This is a genomic window from Ornithinimicrobium cerasi (assembly GCF_003702705.1).
Taxonomy (GTDB): Bacteria; Actinomycetota; Actinomycetes; order Actinomycetales; family Dermatophilaceae; genus Ornithinicoccus; species Ornithinicoccus cerasi.
This window is the reverse complement of the sequence record NZ_QZMN01000008.1, coordinates 1-15,092: the sequence shown is the minus strand read 5'-3', so window position 1 is coordinate 15,092 and position 15,092 is coordinate 1. Positions and strand designations below refer to the sequence as shown.

The 15,092-nt window shown below is 71.6% G+C and carries 8 protein-coding genes and 1 tRNA gene; 5 read left to right on the top strand and 4 right to left on the bottom strand.

What is annotated here, in order from left to right; genetic code table 11:
* Nucleotides 1–15: 15 nt before the first annotated feature.
* On the top strand, nt 16–2,139 hold the full coding sequence (gene pabB / locus D4B81_RS10340; protein ID WP_202613657.1) for an aminodeoxychorismate synthase component I: 2,124 nt from the start codon (nt 16–18) through the stop codon (nt 2,137–2,139).
* Here the strand turns inward: pabB and D4B81_RS10335 are convergent.
* Entirely contained in the window at nt 2,136–2,498 is a 363-nt protein-coding gene (locus tag D4B81_RS10335; RefSeq protein WP_122262511.1) for a hypothetical protein, read from the bottom strand. The genes pabB and D4B81_RS10335 overlap by 4 nt on opposite strands.
* Nucleotides 2,499–2,646: 148 nt before the next feature.
* A complete protein-coding gene (locus D4B81_RS10330) occupies nt 2,647–3,189 on the bottom strand; it encodes a YceI family protein (protein WP_122262509.1) in 543 nt (180 codons plus the stop codon).
* Between the two features lie 109 nt (nt 3,190–3,298).
* Between D4B81_RS10330 and D4B81_RS10325 the strand changes: the two genes are divergently transcribed.
* The 3 genes from D4B81_RS10325 (at nt 3,299) to D4B81_RS10315 (ending at nt 7,628) form a co-directional block, all read left to right on the top strand.
* A complete protein-coding gene (locus tag D4B81_RS10325) occupies nt 3,299–3,760 on the top strand; it encodes a MarR family winged helix-turn-helix transcriptional regulator (protein WP_237565935.1) in 462 nt (153 codons plus the stop codon).
* 96 nt (nt 3,761–3,856) lie between these two features.
* Complete coding sequence (locus D4B81_RS10320; protein ID WP_122262507.1) at nt 3,857–7,522, top strand: ATP-binding protein; 3,666 nt, start codon at nt 3,857–3,859, stop codon at nt 7,520–7,522.
* A gap of 33 nt (nt 7,523–7,555) precedes the next feature.
* Nucleotides 7,556–7,628: transfer RNA gene (locus tag D4B81_RS10315), tRNA-Lys, on the top strand.
* A 93-nt stretch (nt 7,629–7,721) separates the two neighbouring features.
* On the opposite strand, the gene D4B81_RS10310 is transcribed toward D4B81_RS10315, so the two are convergent.
* Complete coding sequence (locus D4B81_RS10310) at nt 7,722–8,756, bottom strand: tyrosine-type recombinase/integrase (RefSeq protein WP_161965116.1); 1,035 nt, start codon at nt 8,754–8,756, stop codon at nt 7,722–7,724.
* 44 nt (nt 8,757–8,800) lie between these two features.
* Entirely contained in the window at nt 8,801–8,974 is a 174-nt protein-coding gene (locus tag D4B81_RS18120; RefSeq protein ID WP_161965115.1) for a helix-turn-helix domain-containing protein, read from the bottom strand.
* A 511-nt stretch (nt 8,975–9,485) separates the two neighbouring features.
* Here D4B81_RS18120 and mobF point away from each other — a divergent pair.
* Nucleotides 9,486–13,316 (top strand): MobF family relaxase, encoded by a 3,831-nt coding sequence (gene mobF, locus D4B81_RS10305; protein ID WP_161965114.1) that lies wholly within the window; start codon nt 9,486–9,488, stop codon nt 13,314–13,316.
* The last annotated feature ends 1,776 nt before the right edge of the window (nt 13,317–15,092 follow it).

The following is a 15,092-nucleotide window of genomic DNA, read 5'->3' as shown; positions in this document are numbered from 1 at the left end:
GTAGTCTGTCGCGCCGTGACCCCGCCGGCGCCCGTGCTGCTGGTCGACAACGTCGACAGCTTCACCTACAACGTGGCCGACCTGCTGCACCGGGTCCTGGGGCGACCTCCGGTCGTGTGGCGCAACGACCATCCCGCGACGACCGAGGACCTGCGGGCCTTCGCCGCGATCGTCGTGGGCCCGGGCCCCGGTCGGCCGCAGGTCGCTGCCGACATGGGTCTGTCGGACCTCGCCCTGCGCCAGCGCGAGGTCCCGGTCCTCGGGGTCTGCCTGGGCCACCAGGGCCTCGCCCACCTCGCGGGCGCGGACGTGGTGGAGATGAGGGTCCCCCGGCACGGGATCGTCAGCCCCGTCGAGCACGACGGCACCGGCATCTTCGAGGGCGTCCCCAGCCCGCTGCGGGTGGTGCGCTACCACTCCCTCGAGGTCGTCCGGGAGGGAGGCGGGAGCACGGGCACGGCCCTGCGCGTCACGGCGCGCGCCACCGACGACGGCGGGGTCATGGCGCTCGCGGACCCCGGCGCCCCGCGCTGGGGGGTGCAGTTCCACCCCGAGTCGGTCCTGTCCGAGCACGGGGAGCTCATCGTGGCCAACTTCCTGCGGCTCGCCGGCGTGGAGCCCTCCGCGGCGGCGGAGGGCGAGGACGACGGGACGGTCGCGGTCGGTGACGCGCTGGCTCCCCACGCGCACCCGGTCGCACCCCACGCACGACCCGTCTCCGTGCAGGTATGCCGTCTGGCCGGCCCCGTCGACGACTGGCACCTGCGCGAGGTGCTCGTCGGGGGCTCCCCGTCGTCCGTGTGGCTCGACGCCTCGGACGGCTCCGGGTGGTCGCTGGTGGCCGACGGCGCCGGCCCGCTCTCCTCCGAGCTGGAGCACCGGGTCGGGGCGCAGGTCCCGCTGCTCGACCGGCTCGACGACGAGCTGGACCGGTTCCGGCTCGTCGGCGAGGCGCCGAGCACCCCTTTCCCCTGGCGGCCGGGCTTCGTCGGCTGGCTCGGCTACGAGCTCAAGGCCGAGACCGGAGGGGCGGGGGCGCACCGGTCGCCGTGGCCGGACGCGTGGCTGGTCTTCGCGGACCGCGGCGTCGTGGTCGACCACGCCACCGGTGACGCGTGGGCGGTGTGGCTCGAGGACGACGAGGTGGCCCCGACCCAGCGCGCGTGGCTGGAGGGCGTGCGCCGGGCGGTGGCCACCTCCCAGCCGGCCTCGCCGCCAGCCCCCCGGCCCCGACCCCCCGGCCCCGTGCCCCCCGGGGCGCCTGACGGCCCGGGCCTCCCTGTCGCCGCGTCACTCCTGACCCCCCGGGACACGCGGACGGCATACCTGGAGAAGGTCCGCGCCTGCCAGGACCAGATCGCCCGCGGCGAGTCCTACGAGATCTGCCTGACGACCACGTGGGAGGCGCGCGGGACGGGGCTCGGCGAGGAGGGGCTCTACCGGGCGATGCGGGAGAGCAGCCCGGTGCCTCGGGGCTGCTGGATCCGCACGCCGGCGGTCAGCGTGCTGGGCTGCTCCCCCGAGCGATTCGTCTCCGTCGACGCCGCCGGGGCGGTGGAGGCGCGGCCGATCAAGGGCACCCGTCCGCGCGGCTCGACCGCCGAGGAGGACGCCTTTCTGGCGGCGGATCTGGCTGCGGCGCAGAAGGACCGGGCCGAGAACCTGATGATCGTCGACCTTCTCCGCAACGACCTGCACCGGGTCTGCCGCGCCGGCAGCGTGCACGTGCCCGAGATCTTCGCGGTCGAGAGCTACGCCAGCGTGCACCAGCTCGTCTCCACGGTGCGGGGCCGGCTGGCGACCGGCATGGGACCGACGGACGTGCTGCGCGCCTGCTTCCCGGGCGGCTCGATGACCGGGGCGCCGAAGGTGCGCACGATGGAGATCCTGGACGCGCTGGAGGGCACTGCCCGGGGCATCTACTCCGGCGCGGTCGGGTGGGTCGGGCTGGACGGGTCGATGGACACGTCGATCGTCATCCGGACCCTCACCTGGGCGGGGGGCGACCTCACCCTCGGGGTCGGGGGCGCGGTCACCGCGCTCTCGGACCCCGACGGGGAGTATGCCGAGACGCTCACCAAGGCACGGTCCGTGCTACGCGCCGTCGAGCGGGCGGCGGCGGACACGGCCGTGTCCTAGTCGGGCTGGTCGAGACCCAGGACCAGCAGCCGGACCGGCCCGGCGCGTCGGCTCTGCGGCTGCAGGACGACGACGACCCCGGGCGTCTGCAGCGAGCCCGGCGCGTGGGCGTCCGCCGCGTCGTCGACGCGGTCCACCTGGGTGGCCAGGACGCGGCCGCCCCTGAGCAGCGCGCGGCTGAGGCCGACGAGTGCCCCGGGCTGCAGCGAGCGGGCGAGCAGCACCGTGCCGTCGGCCCACCGCACGCGCGCCACGCCCTCCAGCGGTCCGGGGGTGAGGGAGCGCACGGGGACCTGGCGCGCGACGAGCGGTGCGAGCGTGCGCGCCAGCAGGTCCTCGAGCCCCGGGCCGAACGGCATACCGCCCAGTCTGGCCCACGTGCGTCGGGACCTCCCGCCGACGGGGTCGGTGCCCGGGCCGTCGCAGCACGACACCCCCGGCGCTGTTCGCGCCGGGGGTGTCGTGCTACCCAGGTCGGGGGGACGGGATCCCCCGGGAGAGAGGGGGTCAGGCGGACTTGATCGCCGAGACCTCGAACTCGAGGGTGACCTTCTCGGAGACGAGGAAGCCCCCGGTCTCCAGGGCCGCGTTCCAGGTGAGCCCGAAGTCCTTGCGGTTCACGGTGGTGGCGCCCTCGAAGCCGACGCGGGTGTTGCCGAAGGGGTCCTGGGCGGAGCCGGCGTACTCGAAGTCGACGGTGACCGGCTGGGTGACGTCCTTGATGGTGAGGTCGCCGGTGACGCGCAGGGTGTCGTCGTCGACCGCGGTGATCTCGGTGGAGCGGAAGCTGATGGTGGGGTAGGTCTCGCAGTCGAAGAAGTCAGCAGACCTCAGGTGCGCGTCGCGGTCGGCCTGACGGGTGTCGACGCTGATGGAGGCCACGTCGATCTCGATGTGCGCACCCTCCAGGTTCGGGCCCGTGGTCGCGGTGCCGGCGACCTCGTTGAAGGCGCCGCGGACCTTGGTGACCATTGCGTGGCGGGCGGAGAAGCCGAGGCGGCTGTGGGCCGGGTCGATGGTGTAGGTGCCGTTGAGCTCGGTGACCGACATGGCATGATCCTTCCGGGAGATGGGGGTGGGTCCGGACCGGGTTGGTTGAACCATCACGTACCTTACCGGGGTTTTCCGTGACGTGTCAAGCAAGTGCTATCGTCGGGGTATGAGCGACACCGACACCCCGTGGCTGGACGAGCAGGAGATGACGCTGTGGCGTCTGTGGCTGCGGGTCCAGACCGAGCTGCCGGCCGCTCTGGGGCGCGGGCTGGCCCAGGACAGCGAGCTGTCGATGCAGGACTTCGAGACCCTGGTGCGGCTGTCCGAGGCGCCCGAGGGCCGGCTGCGGATCTCGGCCCTCGCGGAGGGGATGCACTGGGAGCGCTCGCGGCTCTCGCACCACCTGCGGCGGATGTCCGGGCGGGGGCTGGTGGTCAAGCAGGACTGCCTCGAGGACGGGCGGGGGTCGTTCGTCGAGCTGACCGACGCCGGCCGGGCCGCCCTCGACTCGGCCGCCCCCGGTCACGTCCGGATCGTGCGGGCGCTCTTCTTCGAGGGACTGCAGGAGGACGAGCGGCAGGCCCTCACCCATTTTCTCGAGCGGGTGCTGGGGCGCGTCCAGACCTGACGCGGCCGCGGTCGGCTGACCGCGCGGGCATGTCGGCACCAGGTACGAGGGTCCTGCCCCTCGACAGCAGGGCGGTCGCGGGCGGATCATCACCTCATGAGTGGACACGGCTCCGAGGCGGAGCTGGAGGCCCTCGACCGTGCGATCGACGCCCTGGAGCAGCAGCGGGCGGCGCTGGGCGACGCGGTCGTGGACACGGCGCTGGCCCCGCTGAGGGAGCGGCGGCGCCGGCTCGCGTCCCGGACGGGTGACCGGCGCAAGCTCGTCACCGTCCTCTTCAGCGACCTGGTCGGCTCCACGCCGCTGACCGAGGCGATCGGGGACGAGGCCATGCGCGAGGTGATGCGGCGCTACTTCGGCCTCTGGCGCGAGGTGATCGAGACCCACGGCGGGCAGGTGGAGAAGTTCATCGGCGACGCGGTGGTGGGCGTCTTCGGGATGGAACGGGCCCGTGAGGACGATCCCCACCGTGCGGTGCGGGCAGCCGTCGCGGTCCGCCCCGCACTCGAGCGGCTGTCCCGGGACGTGCTGGTGCAGCACGGGCACCCGCTCCGGACCCGGGTCGGCATCGACACCGGCGAGGTGGTGCTGGGGCGCTTCGACGAGCTCGGTGACGGCGACCTCGTCGTCGTGGGAGGGACCGTCAACCGGGCGGCACGGCTGCAGACCGCGGCGCCGCCGGACGGCATACTCCTGTCGGCGGCGACCGCCCGGCACGTGCGGGGCTCCTTCGGTCTGCGCGAGCACGGTGAGCTCGACCTGCGCGGGCTGGACCGGCCGGTCCGGACTTTCCTCGTCCACTCCGCCGCCGACGAGGGGTTCTGGAGCACGGCGCGGGGCCTCGAGGGGATCTCCACCCGGACCGTCGGCCGGGACCTCGAGCTGCAGCTGCTCACCCGCCTGTTCGAGGACGTGCTGGAGGAGCGCAGCTCCACCGTGGTCACGGTGCTGGGTGACGCCGGGATCGGCAAGTCACGTCTGCTCGCCGACCTCGAGAGCTGGCTGGCGGGGCTGAGCGAGCCGGTGTGGCTGCTGCGGGGACGGGCCGACGCGGTCGGCGACCGGGCCCCCCACGCCCTGCTCCGCTCGGCGTTCGCGGAGCGCTTCGCGATCAGGGACACGGACACCCCCGCGGAGGTGCTGTCGCGCTGGCACGAGGGGATGGCCGCGATGGGTGCCGGGACGGTGCCGGGCGCCGAGGACCTCCTGGGCTGGCTCGGCTTCACCGTGCCGACGGGGGCCGCGCCGCCGGACCCCGCGACCCTGCAGCGCCGGGCCTGGGCGGCCTTCGACGCGGCTGTCCGGGCGATGTCCGTGGAGGCCCCGGTCGTGCTGCTCCTGGAGGATGTGCACTGGGCCGACCGGCCGGTGCTCGACCTGCTGGTCGACCTGCAGGCGGCGCCCCGGCCCGTGCCGCTCCTCGTCGTCGCCACCTCCCGCCCGACCCTGCTGGAGGACCACCCGCACTGGGGGGAGGGCCTGCCCGGCCAGCGGACGATCCGGCTGCAGCCGCTGTCGCGGCGGGAGACGGGGATGCTGGTCACCGAGGTGCTGCAGCGTGCCGACGCGGTGCCCGACTGGGTCCGCGAGCTGGCCGTGGAGGCTGCCGAGGGCAACCCGTTCTTCGTCGAGGAGATCATCGCCTGGCTCGTCGACACCGGGAGCATCCGGACAGGACCGGGGTCCTGGACCGTGCTGCCCGAGCAGGTCAGCACGGCCGCCGCTCCAGGCACCCTGCGGGCCCTGCTCGAGGCCCGGCTGGACGTCCTGACGCCCTCGGAGCGGGACCTCGTGGACCGGGCGAGCGTGATCGGCCGGGTCTTCTGGGACACGGCGATCGAGCACCTCGCGCCGGACCGGCCCGCGCCCACCCGCGAGACCTACGAGGCGCTGCGGCGGCGGGAGGTCGTGCACCGACGTCCCTCGTCCGCGTTCGCCCAGGCCGAGGAGTTCGCCTTCCGGCACGCGCTCCTGCGGGACGTGGCCTACGACTGCCTGCTGACGCCCGAGCGGCAGCGCTACCACGCCCGCGCCGCCGACTGGCTGCGGGAGATGGCTGCGGCCAGCGGGCGCCCGGACGAGCACGCCGCCTCGGTCGCCCACCACCTGCTGCAGGCCGGTCAGGACGACGCTGCGGCCGGCTGGCTCCTGCAGGCCGCCCGTCATGCGGCACGCACCTACGCCAACGACGAGGCGCTGGGCCTGCTCACCAGGGCGGTCGAGGTGACGAGAGACGAGGAACTGCTCTTCGAGGTGCTGCTGGAGCAGGAGAGTCTCCTGGACAGGACCGGGCTGCGTGAGGAGCAGCGGGGTGTCCTCGACCGGCTCGACGGCGTGGCGGGGGAGGAGCCCGGGCGTCGGGCCCGGGTGCTCCTGGCGCGGGGGCGGTGGGCCTTCTTCCACGCCGAGTATGCCGACGCCGCGCGGGTCGCGGAGGAGGCCGCGCGGCTGGCGAGGGAGGCGGGCCTGCGCGAGGAGGAGGTCGAGGCGAGCGTGATGCGTGGCCGTGCGCTCGCCTTCGCGGGGGAGCACGCCGCGGCGCGCAGGCAGCTGGAGACCACGTTGCCGATGGCCCGTGACGGCGGGACCCCCCGGCTGGTGGGGGAGACGCTGCGCCTGCTCGGCGTGGTGGCCACGAACCTGCACGAGGAGAAGGTCGCTGTCGAGCTGCTCGAACGCTCCGCGGAGGCGTTCGAGGACGCTGGTGACGACGAGGGTCTGGCCCTGGTCAGCGGGCAGCTCGGAGCGGTCCTGATGCTCTCCGGGCGGATGGCGGAGGCGAAGCGGCACTCCGAGCGGGCGCTGGCAGTCTTCACCGCGAGCGGGCACCTGCTGCGGCAGGGCATCATCCTGGGCAACGTCACGAGCATCGCCCTGGACACGGGTTCGCTGGACGAGGGGCTGGCCCTCGCGCGGCGGTCCCTCGAGCTCAGCGAGACCGTCGACGACGTCGAGGGCGTGGTGTCGTCGCTGCAGCGGCTGGGCGAGGTGGAGCGGTTGACCGGGTCCCTCGGGGAGGCGCGCGCCCACCTGGTGCGGGCGGTGGACCTTGGGCGGCAGCACGGGCTGCACTACTTCGTGGCGCACGCCCTGTGCTCCCTCAGCGCCCTCGCCCTGGACCAGGATGACCCGGCGCAGGCCCTGGGGAGCGCCCGGGAGGCCCGGGTCGCCGCGGAGCTCAGCGAGGTGCCCGTTGCACTGGCACAGTCCGCGGCCGCGCTCGGACTGGCGGCCCTCGCCGTCGGGGACGCCCCGGTGGCCGTCGCCGCCCTCGCGGACGCGGGTGAGCGGACAAGGGCACTGGGGCTGCGCCTGGAGACGGTGGAGGTGCACGCGATGCTGGCCGAGGCTCAGCTGCTCGCGGGACGGCCCGACCTGGCTGGCAGCCTCGCCCGGCGTGCCCTCGTCGCCATGGGCCCTGACGGACCCCCGCCGTTCGGTGAGCTGCACCCGGGACGAGGGGTCGTCGCGTGCCAGCGCGTGCTGAGCGCTCTCCAGGACCCGTGGGCGGGGTATGTCGGGGCGGTGGCCGGTCGGGTGCTCGCCCGCAGGTCGTCCCTGGTGTCCGACAGCGCGGTGCGAGAGCGCTTCCTGTCGGGCGCGGACTGCCGTGCTCTGGCGGCGGTGACGAGCCAGTCCGGGTTGACCTGTGACGCCGCGGAACAGGGCGACGCGACTGGCCAGGGCGTCGGCCCCTCGCACCCGCAGGAGTCGGTCGCCGCAGCCGGCGGGCCGCCGCCGCAGGGTGGGAGTCTGCGATGATGTCTGCCGGAGCGGGACCTCCCCGGATCCGAGGGGCCTCTAGCTCAATGGGCAGAGCTGCGGACTTTTAATCCGTAGGTTGTGGGTTCGAGTCCCACGGGGCCCACCTTCAGATCGTCGCAGGTCAAACGGCTTTTCGTCCCGCTGGAGGATGTCTCACGGCAGCCGAGCCGGGTTAAGTAGGCCGTCACGTAGGCCGTCACAGCCGGCTATCCAGGTAGCCGTCGAGTTTCGCGGCCGCGCCGTCGAGCGCGTCGGGCAGCAGGTGGGTGTAGAGGTTCAGCGTCGTCGCCGGCGTGCTGTGACCCAGGATGCGCTGGACTTCCACGGGTGTCGCGCCCGCCTGGATGAGCAGGCTCGCGCAGGTATGGCGCAGGTCGTGGAACCGGATGCCGCCGCCCATGCTCGCGACGGCTTCGCTCCACCCGGACCACCGCTTCCAGTTCGAGGCTCGCAACCTGTCCCCCTCCGGCGAGGTGAACAGCAAGGCAGACGCCCGACGCCCTTCCGTCTGCTCACCCAGCTCGTCGAGCAGCCTTCCGGGGATTGGCACACGGCGTTGACCGTGCCGTGACTTCGGCGCCTTGATCTCGATGCGGCCGGAGACCTCGACCTGTGCCCGCTGGACCCGGAGGCGGCGAGCAGCGAGGTCGACGTCACCGACCTGCAGGGCGGCCACCTCCCCCCAGCGCAGCCCGCAGTACGCCGCGACCCGCACGAGCGTCCCGTGGTGGTGGACCTCGTCCGCCAACGCCTCGACCTGCTCGACGCTGAGGACGTGGTCGCCGAGCTGGGCCGGAAGTCTGGGCAGCCGGACCCCGTGCGCCGGGTTGACCGCCAGCCGCCGTTCTGCGACGGCCTGGTCGAGGATCAGGCTCAGCGTCCTGTGCACCTTGCGCGTCGTCGCCGGGGACCGTCGTGCTGCGAGGTTGGAGACGAACTCCTGGATCCGTGGCACCGTTAGCTTCTCGACCGGCACGTGGCCGAAGGCCGGTTGCAGATGCGTCCGCCAGTGCTGGCGGTATCCCTGGACGGTGCGGGAGGCCGCCGTACCGGTCAGGTTGGCGAAGTAGCGCTCGGCAACCTCGGAGACGGACACCCGGCTCGAGGAGACGACGCCCGCCCGCCTGGCCCGGGCCCGTTCGCGCTCGAAGTCGAGCGCCTCTCGCCTGGTGAAGAAGGTGCGGCTCCGCTCGCGCCGCCCACCGGCGGGTTCGGTCTCGTACCAACGCACGCGCCAGACCACTCTTCCGGTGATCGGTGACTGGCGACGGTCGATCACCTCCGGCCTTCCTCCTGCTGCTCGACCCACTCCATGACGCGCTCGGGGCGGTAGCGGATCTGTTTGCCGAACCGCATGGCAGGCGGGCCCTCGCCCTTGGCGATCCAGGCGCGGACCGTCGCCGGACTGACCCGAAGCAGCTCCGCGACCTCCTGGACGGTCAGGAACATCGGGTCCGCGTGGCCTGCCCCCAGTCCGTCGGTCTGCGCTGAGCCCCTCGTCGCGGCCTGCACTGCGGGCCACCCGCTCCTGCGTTGGCTGTGCTCGACTGCCATGGTCCCCACTTCCTTCGCTCCGCAAGCACTGCTTGTGCCTGTTACCCCCCAAAGCGGACGAGGAGGCACTGGGGACTCATCCAGAGGCAGATTTCTCGGAACTCGCGCGCTCGCGCCTGCCGCGGGAGAGATGAGCCACGAGACCCAGCATGACCCCGAACGCAGATCCCGGGCCTCCTTTGTCCACAGGCTGAGCAGCATGCTCGTCCTCGGCCTGCGATCCGGACAGCCCCACGTCGTCCAAGGCATGCCTGCACAGGCGCAGGCCGTGCACGACCTGCGCCCCAGTCCTCACCTCGACCCAGCGACGGCAACCAACGTCTCGCCCGCTCAAGAAGGAACACACCTACTGCACTCGGTTCGCGGGTGAGACCCAGGAGTGCGCTCCTCCGCTTATGGGGTGGAGATGATGACGATGCACAAGCTCTCGGCCGGGTCCGGGTACACCTACCTGACGCGTCAGGTCGCGGTGCACGATTCAACGGAGAAGCGCCAGGTCGGCCTAGCCTCGTACTACGAGGAGAAGGGCGAAGCACCCGGGCGTTGGCTCGGCACCGGCCTGCCCGGCCTCGACCTGAAGGTCGGTGACGTGGTGAGCGAGGAGCAGATGAAGCTGCTTTTCGGTCAGGGTCGTCACCCCCGCTCCGGAGAGCCGGAGGCCGCTTCCGAGGGCTGGGGTGCGTTGGGGCGGGCGTTCCCGACGTTCGACGCCACGTCTCTGCGGCAGGTGACGGCGCGGGCGTTCAGCGAGCACAACACCGCCCGCGGGCTGGCGTGGAACGCGCCGATCCCGGGGGAGGAGCGGGCGCGGATCCGGACCCGGGTCGCCCGGGAGGCGTTCGAGCAGCGGCACGGCCGCGGCCCGGTGGACGAGGCCGAGCTGACGAAGTTCATGGCGCGGGCGTCGCGGCCGGCGCAGGTGCCGGTGGCCGGGTTCGACCTGACGTTGTCGCCGGTGAAGTCGGTCTCGACCCTGTGGGCCCTTGCCCCACCGGAGATCGCCGAGCAGGTGGAGGCCGCCCACGCGGATGCGGTCCGCGCCACGGTGGCGCTGATGGAGGCGGAGGTGGCGTTCACCCGGGTGGGGAAGGGCGGTATCCGTCAGGTCCCCGTGACCGGGCTGGTAGCGGCGGCTTTCGACCACCGTGACTCGCGCACCGGGGACCCGGATCTGCACACCCATGTTGTCGTCTCCAACAAGGTCCAGTCCCTGCCCGAGGAGGGCGGCCGGTGGTTGACGCTGGACGGGCGGATGTTGTTCAAGGCCAAGGTGATGGCGTCTGAGCACTACAACACCCACCTCGAGGCTGGCCTCGTCGAGCGCCTCGGGGTCCGCTTCGTCGACCGCCCGGGCGACGAGGGTAAGCGGCCGGTGCGGGAGATCGAGGGGGTCGACCCGGCCCTGCTGACCGCGTGGTCGTCCCGTCGGCAGGCGATCGAGACCCGGCAGCGCGAGCTCACCTCCACCTTCCTTTGCGACCACGGCCGCACCCCCACAACCATCGAGGCGCTGGCCCTGGCCCAGCAGGCGAACCTGGAGACCCGCCCCGAAAAGCACGAGCCCCGCTCCGAGGCTGAGCAACGCGCCGCGTGGGGTGAGCAGGCGACCGCCGTGCTCTCCCGTGGCGGGCGCTGCCCGGAGGAGATGGTCGCATCGGCCGTGGGGGCGCGGTGGGGGCGCGACCGGGTACGCGGTGGGGAGGCTGGCATCGTCGCAGGTGGGTGGGTGGGGGCGCTCCCGGGACACCTCCGGCGACGCGGGGGTGGTGGGGACGTGCGCCCTCAGGTCGTCGCCGCCCGGGTGCTGTCGGTGCTGGAGGGGTCGCGGGCGACGTGGCAGGTGTGGCACGTGCGCGCCGAGACCCTGCGGCAGCTCCGGACCGCCCAGGTCCCCCTGGACAAGCTCGAGGCGTACCAACGTGACGTCGAGCGGTGGGTCCTGCAGGGGTTCTCGGTGCCGGTCGGGGTACCGCCGGAGCTGGGCGAGCCGCAGGTGCTGCGCCGCCCGGACGGGCAGCCCGCCCACGTCGTGCACGGCAGCCAGACCTACACCTCGAAGGCGATCCTCGCCGCCGAGGACGAACTCCTCGCGCTGGGGTTGCGGCGCGACGGCCGCCAAGCCACCGAGCACGTGGTCGAGACCGTCCTGGCTGCAAAGAGTGGAGACGGTCCAGGCCTGGACTGGTCGCAGACTGCAATGGTGCTCAACCTCGCCACCAGCGGATGCCGGGTCCAGGTCGCCCTCGCCCCGGCCGGAGCGGGTAAGACCTCCGCGCTGCGGGTGCTCGCTCGGGCGTGGGAGGCCTCCGGCGGCACCGTCCTGGGCCTGGCCCCGACCGCGGTCGCGGCCGACGAGCTGGGCCGCGCCACCGGCATTCGCGCCGACACTCTGGCCAAGTACCTCCATCAGACCACCGCGGCAGGTGCATCACCGGAGACGGGGACGACGTCCACCGTGGGCGCAGTGGTTAGCCCGGGGACGTTAGTGCTCATCGACGAGGCAGGCATGGCCGGCACCCGCGACCTGGCCCAGGTGGTCCGGCACGTCGTCGACGCCGGCGCCAGCGTGCGGCTGGTCGGGGACGACCAGCAACTGGCGGCCGTCGCCGCCGGCGGGATCTTCCGTGACCTGGCCGAGCAGGGCCACGGGAACGGCACCACTGCGACGCTGACCGAGCTGCACCGGTTTACCGACCCCGCCGAAGGAGCCGCCACCCTCGCCATCCGTGACGGCGATCCCACTGCCCTGGACCACTACCTCGACCACGACCGGGTCCACACGGGGGACACGGGCACCGTGGCGGAGGCGGCGTACGCCGCTTGGGCCGCTGACCAGCAGGCTGGTCTGTCCAGCCTGCTGCTGGCCGCGACCCGCGACACCGTGCGCGACCTGAACCAGCGTGCCCGGCAGGACCGCCTCGACACCACCGGAGAACACCCCGGCTCTGAGGTGACCCTGGCGGATGGCACCCGCGCCAGCGCCGGTGACATGCTGATCACCCGCCGCAACGACCGTCGCCTCCGGAGCGTCGACGGGTCGTGGGTCAAGAACGGCGACCGGTGGCACCTCCTGACGGCCCACCCCGACGGGGCTCTCACCGTCAGCCGCCAAGACAGGGCGACACGGCGCGGACACGCCGGGGCAGGTGCCACCCGTCGAGTCACGCTGCCCGCGGGGTATGTGGCCCAGCACGTGCAGCTGGGGTACGCGTCCACGATCCACGGCGCCCAGGGCGTCACCGTGGACAGCACCCACACCGTCCTGACCGGGACCGAGACCCGGCAAGCCCTGTACGTCGCCCTCTCCCGCGGACGGGAGAGCAACCACCTTTACCTCGCCACGCCCAACGCCTCCCTCGACAGCATCGATCCTCACCTGCAGGACACGGTGGCTGACCCGCGGCAGGTGCTGACCGACATCCTGGACCGCGACGGCCGTGCCCACTCGGCCACCACCGTCGAGCACGGCGACGCCCCTGAGTTGCTGCGGCAGGCGGTGCTGGCCTACCAGGACGCCCTGACCGTGCTGGCTCAGCACCATCTCGGGCAGGAGCGGATGACCGCCCTCGACGACGCGCTCGAGACGTGGCTGCCCGGCCTCACTCAGGCACCGGCCTACCCGCACCTGCGAGGCCAGCTCGCCGTCCGCTGGGTCGAGGGGACCCGGCCCGAGACGGTGGTGCAGGAGGCCACCTTGTACCGCGGCAAGCGCACCCTCACCGAGGCCTACGACCCCGCCGCCGCCCTCACCTGGCGCCTCAGCGCCCTCACCCCCCTGCCGCACGGGGACGCCCCGCTGCCGTGGCTGCCCGACATCCCACCCGCCCTACGACGCGACCCAGGCACGGGCACCTACCTAGACCGGCTCAGCGGCCGGATCGACGACCTCAAGCACCGGGTCACGGACCAGGCCCAGCAGGCCGGCGCCGCCAACCGCGCGCCGTGGCAGCGACCCCTGCCGGCGCACGTCGACGACCACCTGCTCGGCGACCTCGCCGTCTGGCGCGCCGCCCTCGGCATCCCACCCAGCGACACAGACCCCACCGGACCGCCCATGAAAGACCCCGACGTCGCCAGGCACCAAGCCAGGCTGGTCCGGCGACTCAACGCGCCGTCCCCGGTTCTCCGCAGGCCGAAGCCAGGCGCTGTGGGCGAGCGCCTCCGAACCAGCCAGCGACGAGCAGAACATCACCCCTTCGAAGGTCCCTCGCGTGAGGTATCCGGCCCAAGCCGATGACCGATCCGCAGAGGGACGGCGTCCCCTCGCTCAACGCTGCCGAGTGCTCGATACATCGCTGTACCGCGGATGAGCGCACCCTCATCAGGGATATGCCGGTGATCGGCGCTCGTGGAGGGTCGGTACATCGCTGTCACGCCGAAGACAGGGCGGTTGGCGACGAGTCGTCCGTAGACCGCGCACACGCCAAGTACCGGATGCCAGCAACGACAGCCATCTATAGATGCAGTTCCGCGGGAGATCCTGGGGGCGCTTGCCTCCGAGTCGGACCGTTGCCTGCGAGGTGAGGTTGCAGTCGGTTCGAGTGCACGCCTCGAACGGCGCCCGCAGTGGTGAAGAGACGGGTCAGGTGATGTTGGTCAGAAGCAGCGCTACGCAGGTGTGCATCTCCGAAAGAATCTTGTCTGCCTCGGCGCGCTGGGGATGCGTTCCGGCTCGATGCATGTACTTATTTCGCGGCTTAACTATTGACTTCTGGAAGCCTTCGCATGCGCCGGCCAAGTGAGCACGATTAGAAGCAATTGTGCTTAGGTATCCGCCAAGAGACTGCTTACTTGGCCAGCCCTTCGCTGTGCACAACTCATGCATGGTGGTATCGAGAGTGCGCGTTGTATGTAGGACACTCAACAGCCAACCGCGCTCCGTAGCCAGTCGTCCGGCATGCACAATTCTGTTTGCCTCACCGGTAATCGCAGTCAGTTGTGGGGATCCCTTGAGCAGAGGGTGTCCGTCGATGAGAACGCGTAGGGTATCAACCCTTTTCTTGTAACTCATTAGGGTCCCCCTTCATTTCGGCGCCGGCTTTCAGGTACGTAGCCAGCGAATGCAGCTGCTCGCAGCGGTTTCTCTACGTCGAAGGTTCGCGAGGTGCTCACAATCGGGACGAAGGCATGGTGAAGGGCCAGAACCGCGTCACCGTGGTTAAGCAGTTGCCCGTATTTGGCCACGAGATCAGTCGGAGGCTTCTCATGCGGCTGGCTTTCGCGTCTGTCAGAGGAGGAATGCCCGACTGGTGGCCTCGCGGACGGGGAGTCGGGGGTCCCAAGCACCGTGTACGCCAGGGTCGGCTCAGGGGTCAGACCGTAGTCAGCTTCTATCGCGGTAAGAGTAGCCGCAGAAACCAGTGCCATCTGTTGCTGTCTGGAACGCTTGGGCGGTGCGTCGAGAGTGAAGTATCCCTTCGATGCGAAGGAAACGTAGGGGGTTCGCCTATGCGCCTTCTGGCGGCCAGCCATGCTCAAGCTAGCGGTGGTGACCCTACCCTCGTCGCGGCGGGAACGCTCGTCCCTCAGGGAGCGATCGAGAGACCATGCAGCACTAAAACGCTCGACGTGAGCGGGACGCAGGCTCTCAACGGCTTGTTGCCATGCCGCCCCCGTGGGCTCATCAGCTAAACGGCCGGGTTTGCTCACCGTGGCGGGCAACACGGCATCGAAGAGGTCGCCAGCGATTATATCGACGTCTGCAGACTCCTCTACGACAGCCACAAAGACTGCATTTTCTGGAAGGGCGAGTCGATTTAGCAGGTAACGTCCAAAAGTGTGGCGACCCCGCCCCAGTGTCTCAGCGCCTTGTACGACGAACACCGCGTAGAGGGCGCCTTGATACGACGCAAGAATCTCCGGTGGGCGCAACACGAGAGGGTGGTCCGGGTACAGGGCGAGCGTCGCGCGCGATGGGAGAACTCCAGCCGCCAGTCGCACTAAGCCTCGATCCACCGACGGACTTCGTTGAGCAGGGCGTTGGAGATCGGATAGTCGATTCTCGGGAGTGGGC

Coding starts and splice junctions, on each gene's coding strand:
- D4B81_RS10325 (WP_237565935.1), top strand. CDS start 3,299: ATGAGCGACACCGACACCCCGTGGCTGGACGAGCAGGAGATGACGCTG.
- D4B81_RS10330 (WP_122262509.1), bottom strand. CDS start 3,189: ATGTCGGTCACCGAGCTCAACGGCACCTACACCATCGACCCGGCCCAC.
- D4B81_RS18120 (WP_161965115.1), bottom strand. CDS start 8,974: ATGTTCCTGACCGTCCAGGAGGTCGCGGAGCTGCTTCGGGTCAGTCCG.
- mobF (WP_161965114.1), top strand. CDS start 9,486: ATGATGACGATGCACAAGCTCTCGGCCGGGTCCGGGTACACCTACCTG.
- D4B81_RS10335 (WP_122262511.1), bottom strand. CDS start 2,498: ATGCCGTTCGGCCCGGGGCTCGAGGACCTGCTGGCGCGCACGCTCGCA.
- D4B81_RS10320 (WP_122262507.1), top strand. CDS start 3,857: ATGAGTGGACACGGCTCCGAGGCGGAGCTGGAGGCCCTCGACCGTGCG.